This is a genomic window from Arthrobacter sp. BPSS-3, from assembly GCF_044628475.1.
GTDB lineage: Bacteria > Actinomycetota > Actinomycetes > Actinomycetales > Micrococcaceae > Arthrobacter.
The window spans coordinates 118,859-140,301 of the sequence record NZ_JBIMMV010000001.1; the positions used below are offsets into that span (position 1 = coordinate 118,859).

Here is a 21,443-nt window from a genome sequence, read left to right on the forward strand (position 1 = left end):
CCTTCATGACCAAATGGGAGTACGCCACGATTCCGCTCATTATTCACGCCACCAAGCAGATTCTTGATCAGTGGGGTGACGACGGCTGGGAGCTGGTGCAGGTAGTTCCGGGCCCCGACGGCAACGGCCTGGTGGCCTACCTGAAGCGGGAGAAGCAGTAACCATGAGCACGTCCGAAGCCACGACGCCGGCAGCCTCCGCGGGCGCCACGTCCGCCGTCGAACAGCGCCTCGCCGAACTCGGCCTGACGCTCCCCGAGGTGGCCGCACCCGTGGCCGCCTACGTGCCCGCCGTCGTCTCCGGCAACCACGTCTACACCTCCGGCCAGCTGCCGTTTGTCGGCGGACGCCTGGAAGAGACCGGCAAGGTCTCCTCCGGCGCCGAGGGTGCCTCCGACGAGGCCACCGTCTCCCCGGAAGACGCCCAGCGCTACGCCGCGATCTGCGCCGTGAACGCCCTCGCCGCGGTCAAGAGCGTCATCGGCGACCTGGACCGGATCACCCGGATCGTCAAGGTGGTCGGCTTCGTCTCCTCCGACCCGTCCTTCACCGGCCAGCCCGGCGTCATCAACGGTGCCTCCGAGCTGCTGGGCAAGGTTCTCGGCGACGCCGGCCAGCACGCCCGCTCCGCCGTCGGTGTCTCCGTCCTGCCGCTCGATTCCCCGGTGGAAGTCGAACTGATCGCAGAATTCGCCTAAGGCCGGTCGCTTTCCTTGCCACACCTCGCACGACGTTTGTTTGATCTTCCTCCGGACCTCGAGGGAGCGGCCCGCAGCTGGCTGGAGCACGGGGAGCGCACCCCGCGCGCCCCGCGTTTCGCCTCCTCCGTGGTGCTGCTCCGCGATTCGCCCACGGGCCTGGAGACCTGGCTCGGCTACCGGCCGGGCACCTCGCCGCTGGGCGTGCTCGCCTTCCCGGGCGGCTCGCTGGAGTCCTCCGACGACGACGCCGTCGGCTGGCTGGGGCCGCCGCCGTCGTACTGGGCCGAGCGGATGGGTACGGCCGACGTCGGACTCGCCCGCCGGCACGTGATCGGCGCGATCCGGGAGCTCTTCGAAGAGACGGGCATCCTGCTCGCCGGCCCGGACCTGTCCTCAACCGTGGAGAACAACACCTCCCCGGAGTGGATGCGGGCCCGCGAGGCCGTCGCGGATCAGGAGAAATCCTTCACCGACGTGCTGGCCAAGCGCGGACTCTCCGTCCGCACCGACCTGCTCAAGCCGCTGGTCAACTGGCTCAGCCCCGACTTCTCGCACCGGCGCTTCAATACCCGCTACTTCGCCGCCACCGTGCCGATGAACCAGCAGCCGTCCATGCTGGCCAGCAAGGGTGTGTGGGCGCGCTGGGTCTGCGTCCGCAAGGTCATTGCCGAGCGGGACACCACCGCGTTGGGTGACGAGGTGGGCCAGCCGAACACCGTGGGTCTCCGCCTCGGCCAGCTCCTGGTTCCCGGCTCGGAGATCATGCTCGAGAAGATGGCCAGCGCCAACGGCTGCATCGCCTACCTCAGCTACAAGCGCAGCGCCCACGTCTACCAGCCGACGCTGCTGGAGGAGGACGGCGTGCTCATGCTCGAGGTCGAGGCCGCCAAAACCGTCGCCAACGAGCCCCAGCGCGAACGCTAGCCCCGCCCGTCAACTACGCCAAAGGGCCGGCTCCGAGGAAATCGGAGCCGGCCCTTTCGCGTTTGCTGCTGGGGTGCGTTTAGCGGGAGCGCTGGCGGAGGCGCTGCATGTCCAGGATGACGACGGCGCGGGCCTCGAGCCGCAGCCAGCCGCGCTGGACGAACTCTGCCAGGGCCTTGTTGACCGTCTCGCGGGAGGCGCCGACCAGCTGCGCGAGCTCTTCCTGGGTCAGTTCGTGGGCGACCAGCACGCCGTCGGTCGCCGGACGGCCGAAGCGGTCGGCGAGGTCCAGCAGGGCCTTCGCCACGCGGCCCGGAACGTCGGAGAAGACCAGATCGGAGAGGGAGTCGTTGGTGCGGCGCAGGCGCCGGGCCAGTGCCTGCAGCAGCTGGGCGGACACCTCGGGGCGGCTGCGGAGCAGGGCGTTCAGGCTCTCGTTCTTCAGGCCCGCGAGGCGGGTCTCGGAGACGGCCGTCGCGGTGGCGGTGCGGGGGCTCGGGTCGAAGAGGGCCATCTCACCAAACAGCTCGCCCGGTCCGAGGATCGCCAGCAGCGACTCGCGGCCGTCGGGGGAGGTGCGGCCGAGCTTCACCTTGCCGGAGACGATGAAGTAGAGCTGGTCGCCCTGGTCGCCTTCCCGGAAGACCGAGGCACCGCGGGAAAGGTCCACCTCGGTGAGCTCGTCCGTCAGCAGACGGAAGGCCTCGTCGTCGAGCGTGGCAAAAAGGGGTGCGCGGCGCAATACCTCGATATCCATGAAAACTCCTGACTAACTGTGTCGGCTGGGGCGCTTCAGCCATTGTTTCAGAATTTTGCGGCTTCTGTGACGTACTTGGCACCGGGACGCGCCAGAAGACGCGGCGGTGCCGGGCCCGGCGGGTACCCCGCAGCTGCTCCGGTGACGATCCGGCGGCGGCCCGTGCCCCGCAAACTGTCAGGGTGCACCGGTAGAATGAGCCTCCTACCAGCCCCTAAGGAGCCCCGTTGTTTGGCTTGACCATCCTGGACCTCGCGTTGATCCTGACGCTGTTGTCCTACCTGATCTACGGCCTGCGCAACGGGTTCCTGGTGACCCTCGGCGGCATCGCCGGGTTCGCCGCCGGAGCCGTGGCCGCGTTCTTCGCGGTGCCCCTCGTCAGCGACCTCGTCGGCGACCCGGGGTGGCGGCTCACCGCCATCATCGCCGCGACCGTGGCCTTGATGATGCTGGGGCACGGGCTCGGCACCATGATCGGCCGGCGCATCCGCAGCGTCGTCAAACCCAGTCCGCTGCGGTTTGTGGACCGGGTGGTCGGCGGCGGCGTCAACGTCGCCGTGTCCGCCCTGGTGATGTCCATGCTGGCCTTCAGCATCAGCGCCCTCGGCGTCCCGCTGGTCTCGCAGCAGCTTGCCGACTCCAAGGTGATCGGCTTCATCGACGGCGTCACCCCCACGCCCGTCAAGGCTTCCCTCGCGCAGCTGCGCTCCGCCGTCATCGGCGACGGTATTCCCACCCTGTTCGAGGGGATCGGTGGCCAGCCGGTCCCCGTCCCGGACGCCAGCACCGACACTCCCGCGCTGAACCGCGCCTCGGCATCGGTCCTGAAGATCGCCGGCACTGCCTACCAGTGCGGCCAGAACCAGACCGGGACCGGGTTCGTCGTCTCAGCCGGGCGCGTGGTGACCAACGCGCACGTCGTGGCGGGCGTGCCCGAACCGGTCGTCGAGGTGCCCGGCGGCGGCGCGCTTCCCGGCCGGGTGGTCTACTTCGACAGCCAGCACGACCTGGCGGTCCTGGCCGTGGACGGCCTCCGCTCCGCACCGCTTCAGTTGAGCTCCAACCTGCCCGCCGGGAGCCCGGCCGCGTTCGCCGGCTACCCGCATGGCGGCCCATTCCAGTCCAAGCCGGCCGCCATCCGGGACATCGCCACCGTGCTGGTGCCGGACATCTATGGCAACAACGCCGCCCCGGAGGACGTCTACCGGCTGGCGGGCGACGTCCAGCCGGGCAACTCCGGCGGCCCGCTGTTGACCACGGACGGCCAGGTAGCCGGGGTGGTCTTCGCGAAGTCGACGTCGGAGAACTCCCTCGGGTTCGCGATCACCATGAACGACCTGGGACCGGTCGCGGCGAAGGCCTCCGGCCTGGGGGACCTGGTCTCGCCCGGGCAGTGCATCAAGAAGTAGGCCTTAGCCCGCGCCCTCGAGCCATTCCAGGCTCTGGCCGTGGGGCCCGGCCGCGGCCACGGGCACGCCGTCCTCCATCACGAGGAAGCGTCCCCGGAGCCGCCCCTCGTCCATCTCCGGAACCACACTGGACCCGTCCGGCTGCACGATGACCATGTGGCCCTCGTTCGAGATCCAGTGGCAGCCCCGGTCCGCGGCGAGCAGGGCGATGGTGTCCCGGAAGCGTTCCCGCCCGTCCGCGTCCAGGTAGGCCATTACCGCGCTGTGGAAGACCACCAGTGCGGCCTCCGGCGGGGCCTCGGCCGCGAGGCTGACCAGGTGCTCGTTCAGGTCGCCGGCCACGAGCCGCGGCGGCGTGGCGCGGGCGACGGCGATCGCCTGCCGTAGCCGCTCGCGGCGGAAGTCCTGTTCGGGCCAGACCAGCGCCTCCAGCCACGCGACGTCGTCGGGATTGTTGACGTCCAACGGGTTCAGGTCGATCCCCGCCCGCCACACCACCTCCGGCACCTTGGGCGGAAACGGGACCGGTCCCTTGGTGTCACAGCGCAGCACCGGGTAGCTGCCCGGCGCCGCATCCGGCGGGTCCAGCCGTCTCAGGGCGCCGCCGTCGACGAATTCGTACCCGTACCGGTCGGGAAACAGGGTCAGCCCGGCGGAGGCCCCGACCTCCAGCAGGGCGAGGGGCCGGTCCTCGGCCGCGGCGATCCTGGCCAGGGAAGGCAACAGCGCGGCGCACCGGCCCGCCTCATTGGTCTGGGTGGAGCGCCCCAGGACCGTCCGGGACACCTCGTCCCAGTGCGCGTCCAGGAAGGCCCGGAACTGCGGGTACGGACCGGTCGCGGCCCCGGCGTAGCGCGCCGCGGCCAGCAGCAGGAGGGGCTGGCGCTTGGCGTGCGGCCACCGGTCGATGCGTTCCACCAGGGCGGCGTCCTCGGCGATCTGCAGGGACCAGTCGGCGTAGCAGGGGGAGTTGCCCGGGGCATCGACGGTGCCGAAGTTCCTGTACCAGTCGGCCGTGGCGCCGGTCCCTGCCGCCGGGGTCATGTCAGGCCCGGCCCGAGTCCAGGGCCGCCAGGTAGTCCACGGCGAACCGGTAACCGAGGACGCCTGCGCCCGCGATGACCGCCTTGCTGATGTCCGAGAGGTAGGACGTGTGCCGGAACGGTTCCCTGGCGTGCACATTCGTGATGTGGACCTCCACCGTGGGGATCTGCACCGCGCTGATCGCGTCCCGGATGGCAACCGAGGTGTGGGTGTAGGCGCCGGCGTTCAGGACAATGCCGATGGCCTTGCCGCGGGCGGCGTGGATGGCGTCCACCAGCGCGCCCTCGTGGTTGGACTGGAAACACTCCACCGCCAGGCCATGGGCGGCGCCGGCCTCGACGGCGAGCCGTTCGACGTCGGCGAGCGTGGCCGTGCCGTACTTCTCCGGTTCCCGGGTCCCCAGCAGGTTCAGGTTGGGTCCGTTGAGGACCAGGATGGTGCCGCGCCCGGCGTCGGTGACGGCGCCGTCGGTGGCGGCCCCGGGGGAGATCGCTTCGCTCATGGTTCACAATCTAGCGCGTCGCGGGCCTCCCGTGCCGCCAGCCGGTCGATCCGGCGCAGGGCGACGGCGCAGACGAGCAGGTACGGCGGAGCCCACCATGGAACGGTGAAGGTGACACGGCATCCGCCGGGGACGGCGGCGACGAGGTGCCCGGTGGCGGCCACGCCGGCGACCGCCCAGGACCAGGCGCTACCTTTTTCATCGCACCCGTCCCGGAAGGAGCCCTCCTCGAAGGAAGTGACGATAAAGGGCAGGCTCACGCCCACCAAGGTCCGGACCCTTCCCCGGCTCCCGGCGCGGAGCACGTGTTCCTCACCGCCGGGGCGGTGCCCTGCCAGCTCCGCCCCGGTAATCGAAGGTCCCCAAAGCGGCCAGAACCTGATGTCGGTGAGCAGGCGCCACACCACCGGGGCCGGCGCGGCGATGCGGCGGGAGACGCTCCACCGTCTCCCGCCCACCACCGCAGCAGCCCCGGGACGTGCCTTTCCGGGCCGCCGGCCGGTCACTTCTTCAGCGAGGCCGCAATCTGCGCCATCACGGTGTTGTCCGCCAGGGTGGTGGCATCTCCCACCTCGCGGCCCTCCGCCACGTCCTTGAGTAGCCGCCGCATGATCTTGCCGGACCGCGTCTTCGGCAGTTCCGGGACGATCAGGATGGTCTTGGGCTTGGCGATCGGGCCGATCTCCTTGCCCACGTGGTTGCGCAGTTCCTGCACCATCGCGTCGCCTGAATCCACGGCGTCGCCGCGCAGGATGACGAAGGCCACGACGGCCTGGCCGGTGGTCTCGTCAGCGGCGCCGACGACGGCGGCCTCGGCAACCGCGGGGTGGGAGACCAGCGCCGACTCGATCTCCGCGGTCGAGAGCCGGTGGCCGGAGATGTTCATGACGTCGTCGACCCGGCCCAGCAGCCAGATGTCGCCGTCGTCGTCCTTCTTGGCGCCGTCGCCGGCGAAGTACATCGTCTCGAACCGGGACCAGTACGTGTCCTTGAACCGCTCCGGGTCACCCCAGATGCCCCGCAGCATGGAGGGCCACGGCTCGCGGATCACCAGGTAGCCACCGGCGCCATTGGGGACGGACTCGCCCGCCTCGTCCACCACGTCCACGGCGATGCCGGGCAGCGGCACCTGCGCGGAGCCGGGCTTGGTGGCTGTGACCCCGGGCAGCGGGGCGATCATCTGCGCCCCGGTCTCGGTCTGCCACCAGGTGTCCACGATCGGTGCGGGATTCTCCTTCTTCTCGCCGTTGGCTCCGGCGTTGGCGCCGATAACCTCGCGGTACCACATCCACGCCTCGGGGTTGATGGGTTCGCCGACGGACCCGAGGACCCGGATGGAGGAGAGGTCGTACTTGCCGGGGATGTCCTTGCCCCACTTCATAAAGGTCCGGATGGCCGTCGGGGCGGTGTAAAGGATGGAGACCTTGTACTTCTGCACGATCTCCCACCAGCGGCCCTGGTGCGGGGAGTCCGGCGTGCCCTCGTACATCACCTGGGTGGCGCCGTTGATCAGCGGCGCGTAGGCGACGTAGGAGTGGCCGGTGATCCAGCCGACGTCGGCCGTGCACCAATACACGTCCGTCTCGGGGTGCAGGTCGAACACGGCGCGGTGGGTGTAGGCCGCCTGCGTGAGGTAGCCGCCGGTGGTGTGCAGGATGCCCTTGGGCTTCCCCGTGGTGCCGGAGGTATAGAGGATGAACAGCGGGTGCTCTGAGTCGTGGCCGACGGCGGTGTGCACGGCGGAGGCGGCGTCCACGGTGTCCGACCACCAGTGGTCCCGGCCCTCGTGCCAGTCCACGTCCTGGCCGTTGCGCTTGACCACGACGACGTTCTGGACCGTGTGGCCGGTGCCGTCACCTTCGTGGGCCAGGGCCTCGTCGACGGCGGCCTTGAGCGGGCTGGGCTTGCCGCGGCGGTAGGTGCCGTCGGCGGTGACGACGAGTTTGGCCTCGGCGTCGTCGATGCGGGAGCGGAGTGCCTCGGCCGAGAAACCGCCGAACACAACCGAGTGGATGGCGCCGATCCGGGCGCAGGCCAGCAGCGTGATGACCGCCTCGGGGATCATCGGCAGGTAGACGGCGACCCGGTCGCCCTTGACGATGCCGAGGGACTCGAAGGCGTTCGAGGCCTTCTTTACTTCCTCGGTGAGCTGGGCATAGGTGTAGGTCCGGGTGTCGCCGGGCTCTCCCTCGAAGTGGATCGCCACCCGGTCGCCGTTGCCGGCCTCGACGTGCCGGTCCAGGGCGTTGTACGCGGCGTTGACTTCGCCGCCGACGAACCACTTGGCGAAGGGCGGATCGGACCAGTCCAGCGTCTGCGTGAAGTCCTTGCTCCAGCTCAGCAGGCTGCGGGCCTGCTTTGCCCAAAACGCCGGCCGGTCGGCGTCGGCCTCCGCGTACTCGGCTTCGGTGACCACGGCATTGGCCGCGAACTCCGCCGAGGGGGCGAACTTCCGGTTTTCCTGCGACAGGTTTTCGAAGGCGTCGCCCTGCCGGGCGGGGACGGTGGACCCGGGGGTCTGCTGGGACATGGTGAACCTCATCATTCATCGATCCGTGCTGCGCGGACGCCGTGCTCAACCGCTCCCGGTGCCGCCTGCGCGGCTCCGGGCACCGGCCGGTCACGGACGTGCCTCGTGTGCTGTTCCGAAATACACCCTAGCGCCCGGCCCTGACAGAACGTGTGCCCCGTCACATCGACCGCCGCGAACGGTGTTTATTTAGCGCCGAGCGGCGCCCCGGTGCCGCGCTCCGCCGGGGGCGGCCGCGCCGTGGGAGCCGCCGCGAAAGACTTCGCAATCTGGTGCTGGAGTGACGGCCGGTCAGCTAGTGATCGGTCCGGCACTTGGTTAGGCTGAGATGAAGTCGTGACATCCGATGGGGGCAAAGGGGACCGCTAAGGGTCCCTTTTTTGCCTGCCGTTAGGCCGCACTGTCCAGGGTGCGGCCACGCTAAGGAGAACAGAATGAACGAGCAAGGCAACGGGCAGCTCCGCGCGCCCAACCGCACCGACGGACCGGCGGAGCAGCAGTCCTCCGTGCAGGCGCCGTCCCACGGCAAGGCGGAGCAGCCGCGTTTCACCGTGGACAAGCCGAACATCAAGAACAACGAGGCTGTTGCCGGCCCGTTCACCGTCCGGGACCTCACCGTCTTCGGGTCCGTCCTGGTGCTCTTCGTCGCCTCCCTGATCCCGATGTTCGCGGTCCGGTACAACCTCTGGAACCTGGGCAGCCTGTTCTTCCTGGGCCTCGGGATCCTCCTGCCGCTGATCGTCGCCGCCCTGTTCGTCGCCCGACGGGTCAGCCCGGGCACCCGGCTCCGGGTCGGATCCCTGTCTGTTGACCAGTTCGGCTCCGTCGTCGCGAGCTTCAGCGTGGCGTTCTTCTTCCTGGCCGCCGCCGGCGCCTTCGTTCCCAGCATGCTGCTGGGCCTCATCGGCGCGATCGGTCTCTTCACCGCCACGGTCCTTGGCCGCCTGATCCCGGCGCTCGCCGGCGACTTCCTGCACCGCGCCGAGGCCCCCGCCCACGTCGTCGCCCGCGAGGCTGCCGCCCCGGTCCGCCGCCCCCGTGCCCCCAAGGCCGCCAAGCCGGCCGCCGAAGGCTCCGCCTCCAAGCCGGGCGCAGCCCTGGCCGGCTGGGCCAAGCGGATGAGCCCCTCCGGCGGCCCCGCTAGCAACGCGACCTCCGAACCCACCCCGCGCGGGTACGAAGCCCACGACGCGGCGCGGGTAGCCCGCCCGTCCGCCGAGCCGGCCACCCAGGCTCACGGCGTCGTCGCACCGGCCGCCGGCCGTCCCGAAGCGGTCCACGCGCCTGCGGCTCCCGCAGCAGATGCCGCCACCGCCGCCCACCCGGCCCCGGCCGCAACCGCGGGAGCAGCGTCGGCACCGGCCGGATCCGGCGCATCCGTACCCTCCGCATCCGTGGCCCCCGCCGGCAAACAGGCCGACGCGGCCCCCGCCTCCGAGCAGACTCAGGCCGCCGCGGCGCCGGTCCCGCCCGCCGGTCACGACGCTCCGACGGCCCTCACGCCGCAGGTCCGCCAGCAGGAACCCATTGGTGCCACGGTCGACCCGGCCAGCCGTCCGGAACAGGGAAGCGCCCAGCCCGCCTACGAGGCCTTCTGGTTCGCCGTCGCCCAGCCACGCACCGCCGTCGATGAGCGCACCGGGACCCCGTCCTTCGTGGTCGAGCCCGGCGGCTGGGTGCTGGCGCTCGAAGACCGCGGCCATGAATTCCTCGTCCAGCACACGGACGGACGCGTCGGAGTGCTCCGGGACCTCAGCAACATCGAGCGCGGCTAGACCCGCCGTGGCCAGCAGGGCGGGGAAGCAGACGGCGGCCGGGGCGGGCACCGGCGCGGCCGGTGCGCCCCGGAGTGCCTCCGGCGAAAGCATGCTGGCGCTCAAGCGCCGGGCCCGCCGCATCAACCGCGCGCTGGCCGAGCAGTACCCCTACGCCCACGCCGAACTGGACTTCCGCAGCCCGTTCGAACTCGTAGTTGCGACGGTGCTCTCCGCCCAGACCACGGACGTGACCGTTAACCAGATCACGCCGTTGCTGTTCGCCCGCTACCCGGACGCGCGCAGCCTGGCCGAGGCGGAACCGGCCGAACTGGAAGCGATCATCAAACCCACCGGATTCTTCCGGGCCAAGGCGCGGAGCCTGATGGCGCTGGGCACCAGGCTCGTCGACGAGTTCGACGGCGAGGTGCCCGGCCGGCTCGAGGACCTGGTAACGCTTCCCGGCGTCGGCCGGAAGACCGCCAACGTGGTTCTCGGAAACGCCTTCGGAATCCCCGGAATCACCGTGGATACCCACTTCGGCCGCCTGGCCCGGCGCTTCGGGTGGACCGACTCGGACGACCCCGTCAAAGTCGAATCCGACGTCGCCGAACTGTTCGAACCCCGGGACTGGACCATGCTCTCGCACCGCGTCGTCTTCCACGGCCGGCGCGTCTGCCACTCCCGCAAACCCGCATGCGGTGCCTGCGCGGTGGCCAACTGGTGCCCCAGCTACGGGGCCGGCGAAACGGATCCGGAGAAGGCCCGCAAACTCCTCAAGTATGAGCTGGCACCCGGCCAGGAAGAGCTGCTGGGGAAGCTGCTCGCCGAAACCCACCGGGCCGCGGAAATCCGGATGGAATCGCAGCGGAGGACGCCATGACGGCCCGGCAGGACCTAATCGATCTGGTGTCCGCCGTCGAGGCCGGAACTGCGCCGCCGCCGGACCCGCGCTGGCGCGAACTCTCCGTGTCCGCGGGGGAGCGGGTGCGGCGCGCCGCGGTGCTGATGTTGTTCGGGTCCCTCGACGACGTCCCGGCCGCCTCCGTCAAACTGCTGGCCCCCGCCGACCTGGACGTCCTGCTGTTGCAGCGCGCCCAGACCCTGGATGACCACCCGGGCCAGGTGGCCTTCCCCGGCGGCGGCATCGACCCCGGCGAGACGGTGACCGAGGCCGCGCTCCGGGAAGCCGAGGAGGAGACAGGCCTGGATCCCGCTGGCGTCGAGGTCCTGGGCATCATGCCGGAGCTGGCCCTGCCGCGCGGGAACTTCCTGGTCACGCCGGTCCTGGGCTGGTGGGCGTCGCCGTCGCCGGTGCGCGTGGTGGACTACGGCGAGTCGTCCCAGGTGTTCCGGGTGCCGGTGCGGGACCTGCTGGATCCGGACAACCGGATCATGGCCACCGTCAGCCGCGCCGGGCAGACGTTCAAGAGCCCCGCCTTCGCCGTCAACGGCGTGGTGGTCTGGGGATTCACCGGGATGATCCTGAACCAGCTCTTCGACCAGCTGGGCTGGTCCGTCCCGTGGGATCGGACCCGCCTGCACGGGGTGGACGCCTAGACAGGCGTGGCGGACTTGTCCACCACCAGTCCGGTGGCGGCGTTTTCCCGCACCGCGGTGATCCCGGCGGCGGCTCCCTGCAGGCTGTTGTACAGCGGCGAAACGGCGACGACGGTGCCGTCCGGCGCCGTCAGCGTGAAGTAGTACGACTCGTTTCCTGCCGCCGCGATTTCGAATGTGCCAGCCACGTTGCTGTCCCCTCGTTTCCTGCCTGCATCACCAAGTGGTCCCTACCGCGCGCCCGGCCGGAGGGCCGGGCGTCGACGGGGGACTTTGTGAACGTAACAAGGCCCCGACCGGCGCCGCAACGCTACCGCCGGGTACGTTACGCCGAGGGTCCCGGGGGAGCGGGGCGTTGGCGTGCGGGCGTTACTTGGCGTTGTCGTAGGAGTCGACGACGGCGACGCTGACCGGGAATTCCACCGGGATCGGACCGAACAACAGGTCCTTGGCCGCGGCAGCTGATTCCTCGATGGCACGGGTGCAGGCCTCGACGGCGTCGTCCGGGCAGTGCACCATGACCTCGTCGTGGAGGAAGAAGACCAGTTCCCCCACGGGACCGCCGCCGGCGCGCATGGTGCGCAGCCGCCGGCGTAGTTCCGCCAGCCAGCAGGCCGCCCAGTCCGCCGCCGAGCCCTGCACGACGAAGTTGCGGGTGAACCGGCCGCGGGAACGGGCCAGGGACTCGGCGCGGCGCTGCTCCTCCGCGGAGGCCGAGCGCTGGCTGCGCAGCCACCGCTCGGAGGGCGGCGGGCTGCTGCGGCCAAGGCGCGTAGTCACGGTCCGGCCCGCCTCGCCGTCGCGGGCGGCCTGTTCGACGAACCCCACCGCCTGCGGGTAGGTCCTGGCCAGCTGCGGCATCAACCGTCCCGATTCGCCCGAGGTGGCCCCGTAGATCGCGCCCAGCAGGGCCACCTTCGCCTTGGCGCGGTCGCCGCCGAATCCCTGCGCCGCGATGCCCGCGTAGAGGTCCTTGTCCCGCGCGGCGTCGGCCATCCGGGCGTCCTGGGCGAGCGCCACCAGTACTCGCGGTTCCAGCTGGGAGGCGTCCGCGACGATCAGTTTATGGCCGGGGTCGGCGTGGACGGCGCCGCGGATCTGCCGCGGGATCTGCAGCGCTCCGCCGCCGCGCGAGGCCCAGCGCCCGGAGACGACGCCGCCCACCACATACTCGGGCCGGAAGCGGCTGCCGGAGACCCAGGCGTCCAGCCAGGCCCAGCCGTTCGCCGTGTACAGCCGGGCCAGCTTCTTGTATTCCAGCAGGGGCCCGATCGCCGGGTGCTTCGCCTCCTTCAATTCCCATTGCCGGGTGCTCTTGACCTCGATGCCGTTGCGGTGAAGGGCCCGCATGAGGTCCTGCGGAGAGTCCGGGTTCAGGGCGGGCGACTGCAGGAGGGTGCGCAGTTCGACGGTCAGGGCCTCGAGTTTGGCCGGCCGGTGTCCCGGGGCGGGACGGGGCCCCAGGAAGTCAGCGAGGATCTGTTCGTGCAATTCCTCGCGCCAGGGCACCCCCGCGTGCTGCATTTCCGCGGCGATCATCGCGGCGGCGGATTCGGCCGCGAGGAGGAGCTGCAGGCGCTGTTTCTGCCGGTCGCCGCGGTCCGGGGCACCGGCCAGGGCTTCCTGCTGGGCGGCGTATTCGATTCGAAGCTGCTCGGGGGAATGCCGGGGCGAGGCGGCGGGCAGCAGATCATCGAAGAGGGCGCCCTGATCCGCCGGCGGGGGCGGAGGTTGCAGCATCCGGGGCGGCTGCTGCTCGTCCCCATCCTGGGTAAGTTTTTCGGCCGCGCGCGCATAGGGCGTCCCGGCGGTGAATTCGGCGTGGGCGAGGATGGCCCCGCACAGGGTCAGGTCGTAGCAGCGTTCGACGTCGACGCCGGCGGCCAGCAGCGACGGGTACCAGTCTTGGGTGCGGAGCCAGATCCAGCGGGGCCGCTGCCGTTCCAGGGTGCGGACGACGCCGGGCAGGTCGGCGGCGGGCACCACGCGGATGTCGGGCGCGGCGGGATCCGGGGCGCCGTCCGGGGTGAGGCGTTGGAGGGCTGCGCCGTCAGGGTGGGCGGCGAGCAGCACATGCATGGGATCAATTCTGCCCTGTGGTCGGGCCCCGTCCGGTCACGGCGGTGTGGCCGGTTCTCCACATTGCACCCGGTTGTCCACATAAGAGCGTCCGCGGCTCACCTTCCGTCGCGCTGGTGGGGATGGTGGACCCATGAACAGGCATGAGCTGAGGAGTGTCCCTCCGGAACGGCCGACGGCCGGGGTGCCGCTTCCCGGCCCGCCGTGGCAGGGCACCGGCGCCGGCGGCCGGAGGGCGGGTCCGGGGGAGCCCCGGTGGCTGCCGGACGCCCAAGAGGTCGGCGGCGCCGCCGAAACGTTGCTGGTGACCGCGTCCGAGCCGCTGCGCCTGGAGGTCGAGCGCATCGTGGCGGTTACCGGGCGGCAGCTGACCTGCGTCGCCGGCGTCGAGGAGGCAGCGGCCTACTGGGCCGTGGCCGGAGCCGTATTGGTGGGCGGTGACATCACGGAGCTGCCCTACCGGCGGCGCGCACCCGCCGTCGTCGTTGGATTGAGCGGTGACGGTGACGGGCTCTGGCGCCTGGCCGCCGCCGTTGGAGCCGAACGCGTCGCGGTGCTCCCCGAGGGCGGCCCGTGGCTGGCCGAATACCTCAGCCGTTCCGGGAGCGAAGAGCCGGGCGGTCACGTCCTCGGCATCGTCGGCGGCTGCGGCGGCGCTGGCGCGACCACGACGGCGGTCTGGCTGGCCCAGGAAGCCGCTCGCCAGGGCGTCCGGGTACTGCTGGTCGACGGCGACCCCTGGGGCGGTGGTCTGGAGCTGGCGCTGGCCGCCGAGGAGGAACCCGGCCTCCGCTGGCCCGACCTCACGGATGCCAGCGGGAGTATCGACCCGGCCACGCTGCACAGCGCCCTGCCGGTCATTGGGGGTTTCTCCTTCCTGTCGTGGCCCGGGAACCGGCAACCGGGCCCGGCGCTCGGTCCCGCCGCGGCGGCGGTGGTGCTGGACGCGGCCCGGCGCGGCTATGAGCTCGTGGTGGTGGATACCGGCCGCGGACGGGAGGCGCTGCGGGCGTTTGGTTGGGAGTGCGACAGGCTCCTCGTCGTTCTGCCGGCCCAGCTGCGCGCCGCCGTGGCCGCGGCCCGGCTCGTTCCCGAGCTGCCGCCGGTGGAGACCTCCCTGGTGGTCCGCAACCGTCCCGGCGTCGCCGTCGACGAGCAGCTGCTGGCGGAATGCGTCGGGCTGCCGGTGGCGGGCGTGTTGCCCGAAATCCGCGGGATCGCCGCCGCCACCGAGCTCGGCCGGCTGTTGGAGACCGGGAACCGGCGCAGCGTGCAGCGGTTTGCCGCGGCGGCCCTGGATGCTGCGAGCGCGGCGGTCCCGTGAGCGCCCACGCCGCGGCTGGTCCGGTGGACGCGCCCAGCCTTGGACAACGGCGGCAGCGGGAGGTCAGCCCCGGCCCCGATGCGGGGCTGCTCGAAGCCGTCCGGACCTCGGTCCTGGCCGACGCCGGACCGGTCACCGCTTCCCGGGTGGCGGCCGCCGTTCAGGCGAGCGGACGGTTGCTGGGCACCGCCGGCTCGTTGGCCGCCGTGGAAACCATCAGCGCGGAGCTGACCGGGCTCGGCCCGCTGCAACCGCTGGTGAGGGACCCGCTGGTGACCGACATCTTCGTGAACGGGCCGACCTCCGTCTGGTTGGACCGCGGCCGGGGCCTGGAACGCGCACCGGTGACCTTCACTGGCGAGGCACAGGTCCGTGCGCTGGCGGCGCGGCTGGTGGCTGCCGGCGGGCGACGGCTCGATGACAGTTCCCCGTGCGTCGACGTCCGCCTGGAGGGTGGCTTCCGGGTCCACGCGGTCTTGCCGCCGATTTCCACCGGTGGGACGCTGCTCAGTGTGCGGATCCGCCGGGCCACCGTGTTCTCCCTCGACGAACTGGGGCGTGCCGGCATGTTCGGGCCGCTGCTGCGGACCGTGCTGGAGCGGATCGTGGAGCGGCGGCTCAGCTTCCTGATCAGCGGCGCCACGGGCTCCGGAAAAACGACGCTGCTGGCCACTCTTTTGGGGCTCTGCAGTCCCAGGGAGCGGCTGGTGCTCATCGAGGACGCTGCGGAACTCAACCCGGTGCATCCCCACGTCGTGTGCCTGGAGTCGCGGCACACCAACATCGAGGGCGGCGGTGCCGTTGACCTGGGCGAACTGGTCCGACATGCGCTGCGGATGAGGCCCGACCGGCTCATCGTCGGAGAGTGCCGCGGGGCAGAGGTCCGGGAGTTGCTCACGGCCATGAACACCGGCCACACGGGAGCCGGCGGCACCATCCACGCGAATACCGCCGCTGCCGTGCCGGCCAGGCTCACGGCGCTCGGGGCGCTCGCCGGACTCGGCCCGGACGCCGTCCGACTGCAGGCCGCCAGTGCCCTCGACGCGGTGGTGCACCTGGAACGGACCCGTCACGGACGGCAGGTGGCATCGGTGGGGCTGATGCGGGACGACGGTTCCGGACTCGTGGTGGCCACCGCCCTGGAATCGGCCGACGGCGCCGTGCGGGGCGGCCCGGCGTGGCCGGCGTTGGCCGCCCGGCTCGGGCTGCCGGTCACGGCGGTCACCGGCCCCTTGCCGCTGGAAGTTCCTGATGAGGGTGCGGAGGTCCAGGAGCCGGGGTTCTTCCTGCCCGGAACGACGCCGTGACTGTGTTGCTGGGTGTGGCCTTGGCGCTAGCCGTCGGGGTCCTGAGTGGTTCCGTCCGCCCGTCCCGGCGGCGGATGCGTGTGGCGCTCGCCGATCCATCGGCGCCGCCGGGACCGGGGCATCGACCGACTGTGCCCGGTACGGATAGTGGCCCGGTCCGGAACGCCCTTCGGCTCCTTCATCGGCGGCGGGACGCCGGTGCCGAGGAGGCCTCCATGACCGTCCTGGTGCAACAACTATCCGCCCTGCTCAAGGGTGGGCGGTCCGTCGGGCGTGTCTGGGACGAGCTCTGGCTCCTGTACGGGGCACGGTATGACGACGCCGGCTCGGGCGCAGACCACGCGCCCGTTCCGACGGCCCCTCATCCTGGCCCCGCACCCGGCCGCCGGGTGCGCCCGCTGACCGGAGGCCGACCGGGGATGCCCACGCTGAGCGCCGGATCGCTGGAGCTTCTGTCCGCAGCCCGGGCCGCGGCCGGACAAGGGGCTCCCATTGGCGGGGCCATTCGCCGACGGCTGGCCCGCGAGGAGGGAACCGCGGCGGGCCACCGGCAACCGGCGGGACAGTCTGCGGAGCGGGGCGTCTGGCTGGAACTGGCCGCCTGCTTCGACATTGCCGAAGCCAGCGGATGCCCACTGTCAGACATCCTGACCCGCTACGCCGCACACCTCGAAGCCGGCGACGACGCTGCCGGCGCCCGGCGGACCGCGCTGGCCGGTCCCAAGGCAACCGCTGCCATCCTGACGTGGCTGCCTTTTGCAGGCCTCGCACTCGCCATGCTGCTCGGAGTCGACGCGGCAGGGATATTGCTCGGAACTCCGCTCGGCCTGCTCTGCCTGACGGCCGGTGCCGGCCTCGCAGCGGCCGGAAGGATCTGGTCGCGCCGCCTGGTCCGCTCCGCCGAGGGGCACCGCTGGTGACCGCGCCCGCCGGGAGCCTTGGCGTAGCCCTGTTGCTCGCCGTGGCCGCCACGGTCCTGCTCCTGGACCGGGCGATGCTGCCGCGGCGGTGGCTCGCCCGGGCGCGGCACGGAGCCGTGGGAGATCCGCTGTGCGGCCGTGATCCGGCCGGCGGAAAGCCTCCGGAACCGACGGGCGGCCTGCGGGATCCCGCCATGATGATGGAGCTGATCGGGGCCATGCTCGACGCCGGTGCAGGCCTCGGCCGGTCCCTGGGGCTTCTGGCCGGCCGAGCCGACCCTGACTTACGCGTCCACTTGCAACCGGTTGCTGCGGCCCTGGCCCTCGGCGCCGACTGGGACACGGCCTGGCGGGGCGCGCCGGGGCTTCCGGAGGAGCTGGACGCCCTGCGGGAGGCGTTGCGGTTCGCGGCGGTCACAGGGGCCCCATCGTCGGCCATGCTGTACGCGCAGGCGGCCCGTATGCGGCGGCAACAGTTCAGGGCCGCGGAGCGCCGCGCAGCCGCCCTCGGTGTGCGCTTGGTGGTGCCGCTGGGTCTGTGCTCCCTCCCGGCCTTCGTCTGCTTGGGCATCGTTCCGGTACTGCTGGCCATGCTTCCTTCGGGTCCCTGAAGTAGGCACCGGGCCACAGTTCCTCCACAGCCTGAGTTATCCACTTGGACGTATGCGGACCTGTCGAGGGTTTACCGCGGCGGGGAGATTGGAAGCAGCCGGCCGGCGCGCCGGACAACCCGAGAGGACTATCCATGAGCTTTCATCCACAGATCCCCGCAGCCCCGGAGGACTCCTCCGCAGATGCAGCGTCGGCCGAGGTCCGGGAAATCTATCCCGGCGCACGGCAGGCCACTCCCGTCCGGAGCGTCTCGCCTCGCCGCAGGCGGACAAGCATCTGGCGCGGTTCCGAGGCAGGAATGGCGACCGCAGAATACGCGATCGCGACCTTGGCCGCCGTCGGCTTCGCCGGACTTCTGGTCCTGATCATGCGCAGCGACGAGGTGCGCGGATTCCTGCTCAACGTGATCCGGACCGCGCTGGCCCTGCCATGACCCTCTGGCCGGACGGCCGGGCCCCGACGGGTCGGAGCGTGCCTGCACCGCCGGGACGTCATGGTCCAGCCGCTGCTCCCGGCGAACGTGGCGCCGTGACGGCCGAATTCGCCGTCGCGTTGCCGGCAGTGCTGCTGGTGCTGGGGCTGCTTTTGACCGGGGCCGCAGCGGGACTGACGCAACTGAGGCTGGAGGAGGCCGCGAGGGCCGGTGCCCGGGCGTTGGCCCGCGGCGAGGACCAGGCGTCCGTGTCCGCCGTGGTCCGCCAGGTGGCCGGAGACTCGGCGAGCGCGGCGGTGGCCTCCGACGGCGGGTGGCTCAGCGTCACGGTGACCGGACCTGTCCGGGGCGCCGCGGGCCGGCTAGTGCCGTGGCCATTGACGGCCCGAGCCTCGGCCCGCCCGGAGACCGTTGACGGTGCGGCACCATCGACACCGACGGCCGGGCATCCGCCTGGCACCGCGATCAGCCCCACGGCCCCCTGGCCGCTCACGGCGGCGAGGCCTGCCCGGTCCGATCTGCGTGGCCGGTGGGTTTCGTGACGGGGATGCGCATCCGGGGTTCCGAAGGCATCGACGGCGCTGTCCGCCGTGATGGGCCGGTGGGCATCGTGACGGAGGCGCGCGCCCGGGATTCCGAGGGGCACGGTCGCTCTGTCCTCCGTGTTAGTCCGGTGGTGGCCGTGACGCGGACGCGCGTCCAAGAGTCCGAGCGGGGCTCCGGTACCGTGCTGGCGCTCGCCTTGGTGTTCGTGCTGCTGGTGGCCGGGAGCGCAGTGGGGCTGCTCGCCCAGGCGGCGGTCCTCGCCTCGCGGGCCGCCGCCGCGGCGGACCTCGCCGCCCTCGCAGCCGCCGATGCCGCCCGCGGACTGGCGCCGGGGGAGCCCTGCGCCGTCGCCGCGGAGGTCGCCGCCCGGAACGACGCCCGGATCAGCTCCTGCAGTATCGAGAGCGGGGACACAGTCCAAGTCGGCACCGAACTCCACACCCGGGCACCGTTCGGGACCGCCACCGGTCTGGCCCGCGCAGGCCCTCCCGCAGGGGAAGGCACCCCATAAGCGACCAGGTGTGGCAGGCGCGCCCGGCCGTTAGACCAGTCGGTTGCTACTGGACGGCCGGTGCCTGCGGGGCTCCGTCCGGATCCGCCGGAGCAGTGCTGCCCCCGGTATCGGGGGCCATCTGGTCGGTGGCGTCTGCCAGCAGCATGCCGAGCAGGCGAACGGCGCCGTCCTTGTCGAGCGGGTTGTTCTTGTTACCGCACTTGGGCGACTGAACGCAGGACGGGCATCCGGACTCGCATTCGCAGGCCTCGATCGCATCCTTGGTGGCGGTGAGCCAGACGCGGGCCTTCTCGTAGCCGCGTTCGGCGAAGCCGGCTCCGCCCGGGTGGCCGTCGTAGACGAAGATCGTCGGCACTCCGGTGTCGGCATGGATCGCAGTGGAGACCCCGCCGATATCCCACCGGTCGCTGGAAGCCACCAGCGGCAGCAGCCCGATGGCCGCGTGCTCCGCAGCATGCAGCGACCCGGGGAACTGCGGCTCGATGAGCCCGGCCCCGGTCAGGGAGCGGTTGTCCATGACAAACCAGACCGCCTTAGTGAAGAGGTCCCGGGCCCCGAGTTCCAGCGGTTCCTCGCCGAGCACCTCATTCGAGATCAGGGCCTTCCGTTGAAAGGAGACCACCTGTGTCGTCACCTTCACATCGCCGAAGTGCACCTCGACATCTCCCCAGCGTGTGGTCCGCCGGGTCTCCAGCACCTCGATCTGGGTTATGTCCCGGGCCGTCGTGTAGTAGTCGGGGTTGGCCCGGCGCACCACCACACAGTGTTCGGCCTCATTCAGGTCCTCGACGACGTAGCTCTCGCCTTGATGGACGTACACCGCCCCTGTGTGCGCCTGGTAGTGCGTCTGGGGCGAATCCATGGTGCCCAGGAGCGAGCCGGTGTCGGCATCAACGATGCTCACAGGTCCGCCGCCGTCGGCCCGCAGGTTCACCATGGCGGCCGCGCTCTGCGGGTGGGTCCAGAACCAGCCGGCGGGACGTTTCCGGAGATAACCCTGTGCCACCAAGCGGTCCAGGAGGCCCTCCGCCGTCGGCCCGAAGAGCGGGACCTCCGCCGGTCCGAGCGGCAGCTCGGCGGCGGCGGCGCACAAATGCGGGCCCAGGACGTAGGGGTTCGACGGGTCGAAGACGGTGGCCTCAACGGAGACGTCAAAGATCGCCTCCGGGTGGTTCACCAGGTAGGTATCGAGCGGGTCATCGCTGGCCACGAACGCGGCGACGGCATCCTGGCCGGCGCGGCCCGCCCTGCCGATCTGCTGGAACAGCGACGCCCTCGTCCCGGGCCAGCCCGCCACCAGGACGGCATCCAGGCCTGAGATGTCGATGCCGAGCTCCAGGGCGGATGTGCTCGAGACGCCCAGCAGCTCGCCGGACCTGAGCGACCGCTCGAGGGCGCGCCGCTCCTCCGGAAGGTACCCGGAGCGGTAGGCAGCCACGCGCTGCGGAAGGCTGGGATCGACCTCGTCGAGGAGGCGTCTCGTGATGGAAGCGATAGTTTCGGCACCGCGCCGGGACTTGATGAACGCGATCGTCCTGATCCGGGAGGAGACCAGGTTCGCCAGGAGGTCGGAGGTTTCAGCCACGGCGGTCCGCCGTTCCGGGGCCCCGTTCTCGCCGCGCTGTTCCGTCAGCGCCGGTTCCCAGAACGCCACGGTGGTCGCCCCGTGCGGCGAGCAGTCCTCGGCGACCGCTTCGACCGGCGCACCGATCAGCCGGCCGAACGAGGTCCCGGGGGCCGAGGCGGTGGCGGATGCGGCGATGAAGACCGGCCAGGACTGGCCCGTGCCGGCCCCGGCCTCCGCTCCGGAGTTGTAGTGGGCGCAGATCCGGCGGAGCCTGCGCATCAGGTTGGCGACGTGGGAGCCGAAGACCCCGCGGTAGCTGTGCGCCTCGTCCACGATCACGTAGCGGAGGCGGCGGAAGAACCGCGCCCACCAGGCGTGGTTGGGGAGGATACCGAAGTGCAGCATGTCCGGGTTGGCCAGGATCACGTTCGCGTGGTCCCGGATCCAGCGGCGGGAGGACGGGTCCGTGTCCCCGTCATAGGTCTCGGCCCGGACGGTGGAGAGCCCCAGCGACCGGATGGCGGCCAGCTGGTCCGCGGCGAGCGCCTTCGTGGGAGAGAGGTAGAGGGCGACGGCGCCGTCGTCGTGGATCTTTCCGGGGTCCGCGCGCACCCGCAGCTCGGACCGGTGCACGGCGTCGAGGGCGGGGAGCTGGTACGCCAGCGACTTCCCGGAGGCGGTGCCGGTGGCGATCACCACGTGCCGGCCCCCGTGGGCGAGATCGGCGGCCCGCACCTGGTGCCGGTACGGCTCGTGGATGCCGAGACGGCCGTAGGCCTCCACCAGATCCGGGTGCGTCCACGCCGGCCACGGCTCGTTGACGGCCTCGCGGGCGGGGATGGTCCGCACGTGCCGGAGCTGTTCCGGGTCCGCGCCGCGGCCCAGCAGCGGGATCAGGGACTCGTGCGGATTCACTCCAACATTGTTTCACCCGGGCTCAAATCGGGTCCCGGGCTCACAA

At 71.3% G+C, this 21,443-nt stretch carries 22 protein-coding genes; 14 read left to right on the top strand and 8 right to left on the bottom strand.

From position 1 onward, the window contains the following. Positions 1-5: 5 nt before the first annotated feature. From ACFVY3_RS00590 to ACFVY3_RS00600, 3 genes are read left to right on the top strand one after another with little or no spacing between them, the layout of a single operon-like run. Positions 6-161, top strand: a complete 156-nt coding sequence (locus ACFVY3_RS00590) for a DUF4177 domain-containing protein (protein ID WP_003797879.1) — start codon at positions 6-8, stop codon at positions 159-161. A gap of 2 nt (positions 162-163) precedes the next feature. Then, positions 164-697 carry a RidA family protein gene (locus tag ACFVY3_RS00595; RefSeq protein ID WP_364133871.1) on the top strand — a complete coding sequence of 178 codons (534 nt, stop codon included), beginning with the start codon at positions 164-166 and terminating at the stop codon, positions 695-697. Between the two features lie 15 nt (positions 698-712). After that, positions 713-1,624, top strand: a complete 912-nt coding sequence (locus ACFVY3_RS00600) for an NUDIX hydrolase (protein WP_400158417.1) — start codon at positions 713-715, stop codon at positions 1,622-1,624. Between the two features lie 79 nt (positions 1,625-1,703). On the opposite strand, the gene ACFVY3_RS00605 is transcribed toward ACFVY3_RS00600, so the two are convergent. Beyond that, complete coding sequence (locus ACFVY3_RS00605) at positions 1,704-2,381, bottom strand: Crp/Fnr family transcriptional regulator (RefSeq protein ID WP_290256164.1); 678 nt, start codon at positions 2,379-2,381, stop codon at positions 1,704-1,706. A gap of 227 nt (positions 2,382-2,608) precedes the next feature. Between ACFVY3_RS00605 and ACFVY3_RS00610 the strand changes: the two genes are divergently transcribed. After that, positions 2,609-3,790 carry a MarP family serine protease gene (locus ACFVY3_RS00610; RefSeq protein WP_400158418.1) on the top strand — a complete coding sequence of 394 codons (1,182 nt, stop codon included), beginning with the start codon at positions 2,609-2,611 and terminating at the stop codon, positions 3,788-3,790. A gap of 3 nt (positions 3,791-3,793) precedes the next feature. On the opposite strand, the gene ACFVY3_RS00615 is transcribed toward ACFVY3_RS00610, so the two are convergent. From ACFVY3_RS00615 to acs, 4 genes are read right to left on the bottom strand one after another with little or no spacing between them, the layout of a single operon-like run. Continuing rightward, positions 3,794-4,834 (bottom strand): DUF2332 domain-containing protein, encoded by a 1,041-nt coding sequence (locus tag ACFVY3_RS00615; protein ID WP_400158419.1) that lies wholly within the window; start codon positions 4,832-4,834, stop codon positions 3,794-3,796. A 1-nt stretch (position 4,835) separates the two neighbouring features. Further along, positions 4,836-5,336, bottom strand: a complete 501-nt coding sequence (gene aroQ, locus ACFVY3_RS00620; RefSeq protein ID WP_377971760.1) for a type II 3-dehydroquinate dehydratase — start codon at positions 5,334-5,336, stop codon at positions 4,836-4,838. Then, complete coding sequence (locus ACFVY3_RS00625; protein WP_400158420.1) at positions 5,333-5,842, bottom strand: SRPBCC family protein; 510 nt, start codon at positions 5,840-5,842, stop codon at positions 5,333-5,335. The genes aroQ and ACFVY3_RS00625 overlap by 4 nt, the downstream gene beginning before the upstream one ends. Beyond that, a complete protein-coding gene (acs, locus tag ACFVY3_RS00630; protein ID WP_400158421.1) occupies positions 5,839-7,866 on the bottom strand; it encodes an acetate--CoA ligase in 2,028 nt (675 codons plus the stop codon). The genes ACFVY3_RS00625 and acs overlap by 4 nt, the downstream gene beginning before the upstream one ends. Positions 7,867-8,300: 434 nt before the next feature. Between acs and ACFVY3_RS00635 the strand changes: the two genes are divergently transcribed. The 3 genes from ACFVY3_RS00635 (at position 8,301) to ACFVY3_RS00645 (ending at position 11,180) form a co-directional block, all read left to right on the top strand. Then, the gene (locus tag ACFVY3_RS00635) at positions 8,301-9,641 is read left to right on the top strand and encodes a hypothetical protein (protein WP_400158422.1); all 1,341 of its coding nucleotides are present in this window, start codon (positions 8,301-8,303) and stop codon (positions 9,639-9,641) included. Positions 9,642-9,732: 91 nt separating this feature from the next. Further along, a complete protein-coding gene (gene nth / locus ACFVY3_RS00640) occupies positions 9,733-10,503 on the top strand; it encodes an endonuclease III (RefSeq protein WP_364134673.1) in 771 nt (256 codons plus the stop codon). Continuing rightward, the gene (locus ACFVY3_RS00645) at positions 10,500-11,180 is read left to right on the top strand and encodes an NUDIX hydrolase (protein WP_400158423.1); all 681 of its coding nucleotides are present in this window, start codon (positions 10,500-10,502) and stop codon (positions 11,178-11,180) included. The genes nth and ACFVY3_RS00645 overlap by 4 nt, the downstream gene beginning before the upstream one ends. Here the strand turns inward: ACFVY3_RS00645 and ACFVY3_RS00650 are convergent. Together ACFVY3_RS00650 and ACFVY3_RS00655 are read right to left on the bottom strand one after the other, a co-directional pair. Next, the gene (locus ACFVY3_RS00650) at positions 11,177-11,368 is read right to left on the bottom strand and encodes a YegP family protein (RefSeq protein WP_377971767.1); all 192 of its coding nucleotides are present in this window, start codon (positions 11,366-11,368) and stop codon (positions 11,177-11,179) included. The two genes, ACFVY3_RS00645 and ACFVY3_RS00650, sit on opposite strands and share 4 nt — an antisense overlap. A gap of 181 nt (positions 11,369-11,549) precedes the next feature. After that, a complete protein-coding gene (locus ACFVY3_RS00655; protein ID WP_400158424.1) occupies positions 11,550-13,259 on the bottom strand; it encodes a bifunctional 3'-5' exonuclease/DNA polymerase in 1,710 nt (569 codons plus the stop codon). Between the two features lie 133 nt (positions 13,260-13,392). Here ACFVY3_RS00655 and ssd point away from each other — a divergent pair, with 133 nt between their 5' ends. From ssd to ACFVY3_RS00690, 7 genes are all read left to right on the top strand, one after another. Next, entirely contained in the window at positions 13,393-14,583 is a 1,191-nt protein-coding gene (gene ssd, locus ACFVY3_RS00660; RefSeq protein ID WP_400158425.1) for a septum site-determining protein Ssd, read from the top strand. 23 nt (positions 14,584-14,606) lie between these two features. Further along, on the top strand, positions 14,607-15,890 hold the full coding sequence (locus tag ACFVY3_RS00665) for a TadA family conjugal transfer-associated ATPase (protein WP_400158698.1): 1,284 nt from the start codon (positions 14,607-14,609) through the stop codon (positions 15,888-15,890). Positions 15,891-16,105: 215 nt separating this feature from the next. Beyond that, complete coding sequence (locus ACFVY3_RS00670) at positions 16,106-16,810, top strand: type II secretion system F family protein (RefSeq protein WP_400158426.1); 705 nt, start codon at positions 16,106-16,108, stop codon at positions 16,808-16,810. Beyond that, positions 16,807-17,421, top strand: a complete 615-nt coding sequence (locus ACFVY3_RS00675; protein WP_400158427.1) for a type II secretion system F family protein — start codon at positions 16,807-16,809, stop codon at positions 17,419-17,421. The genes ACFVY3_RS00670 and ACFVY3_RS00675 overlap by 4 nt, the downstream gene beginning before the upstream one ends. 134 nt (positions 17,422-17,555) lie before the next feature. After that, positions 17,556-17,855, top strand: a complete 300-nt coding sequence (locus ACFVY3_RS00680) for a DUF4244 domain-containing protein (protein ID WP_400158428.1) — start codon at positions 17,556-17,558, stop codon at positions 17,853-17,855. A gap of 95 nt (positions 17,856-17,950) precedes the next feature. Beyond that, positions 17,951-18,397, top strand: coding sequence for a TadE family type IV pilus minor pilin (locus ACFVY3_RS00685; RefSeq protein WP_400158429.1), 447 nt, complete (start codon positions 17,951-17,953; stop codon positions 18,395-18,397). 140 nt (positions 18,398-18,537) lie between these two features. Then, positions 18,538-18,912: an Rv3654c family TadE-like protein gene (locus ACFVY3_RS00690; protein WP_400158430.1), complete on the top strand. Its 375-nt coding sequence runs from the start codon at positions 18,538-18,540 to the stop codon at positions 18,910-18,912. Between the two features lie 46 nt (positions 18,913-18,958). Here ACFVY3_RS00690 and ACFVY3_RS00695 read toward each other — a convergent pair whose 3' ends face one another. After that, positions 18,959-21,397: a DEAD/DEAH box helicase gene (locus ACFVY3_RS00695; RefSeq protein WP_400158431.1), complete on the bottom strand. Its 2,439-nt coding sequence runs from the start codon at positions 21,395-21,397 to the stop codon at positions 18,959-18,961. Between the last annotated feature and the right edge of the window lie 46 nt (positions 21,398-21,443).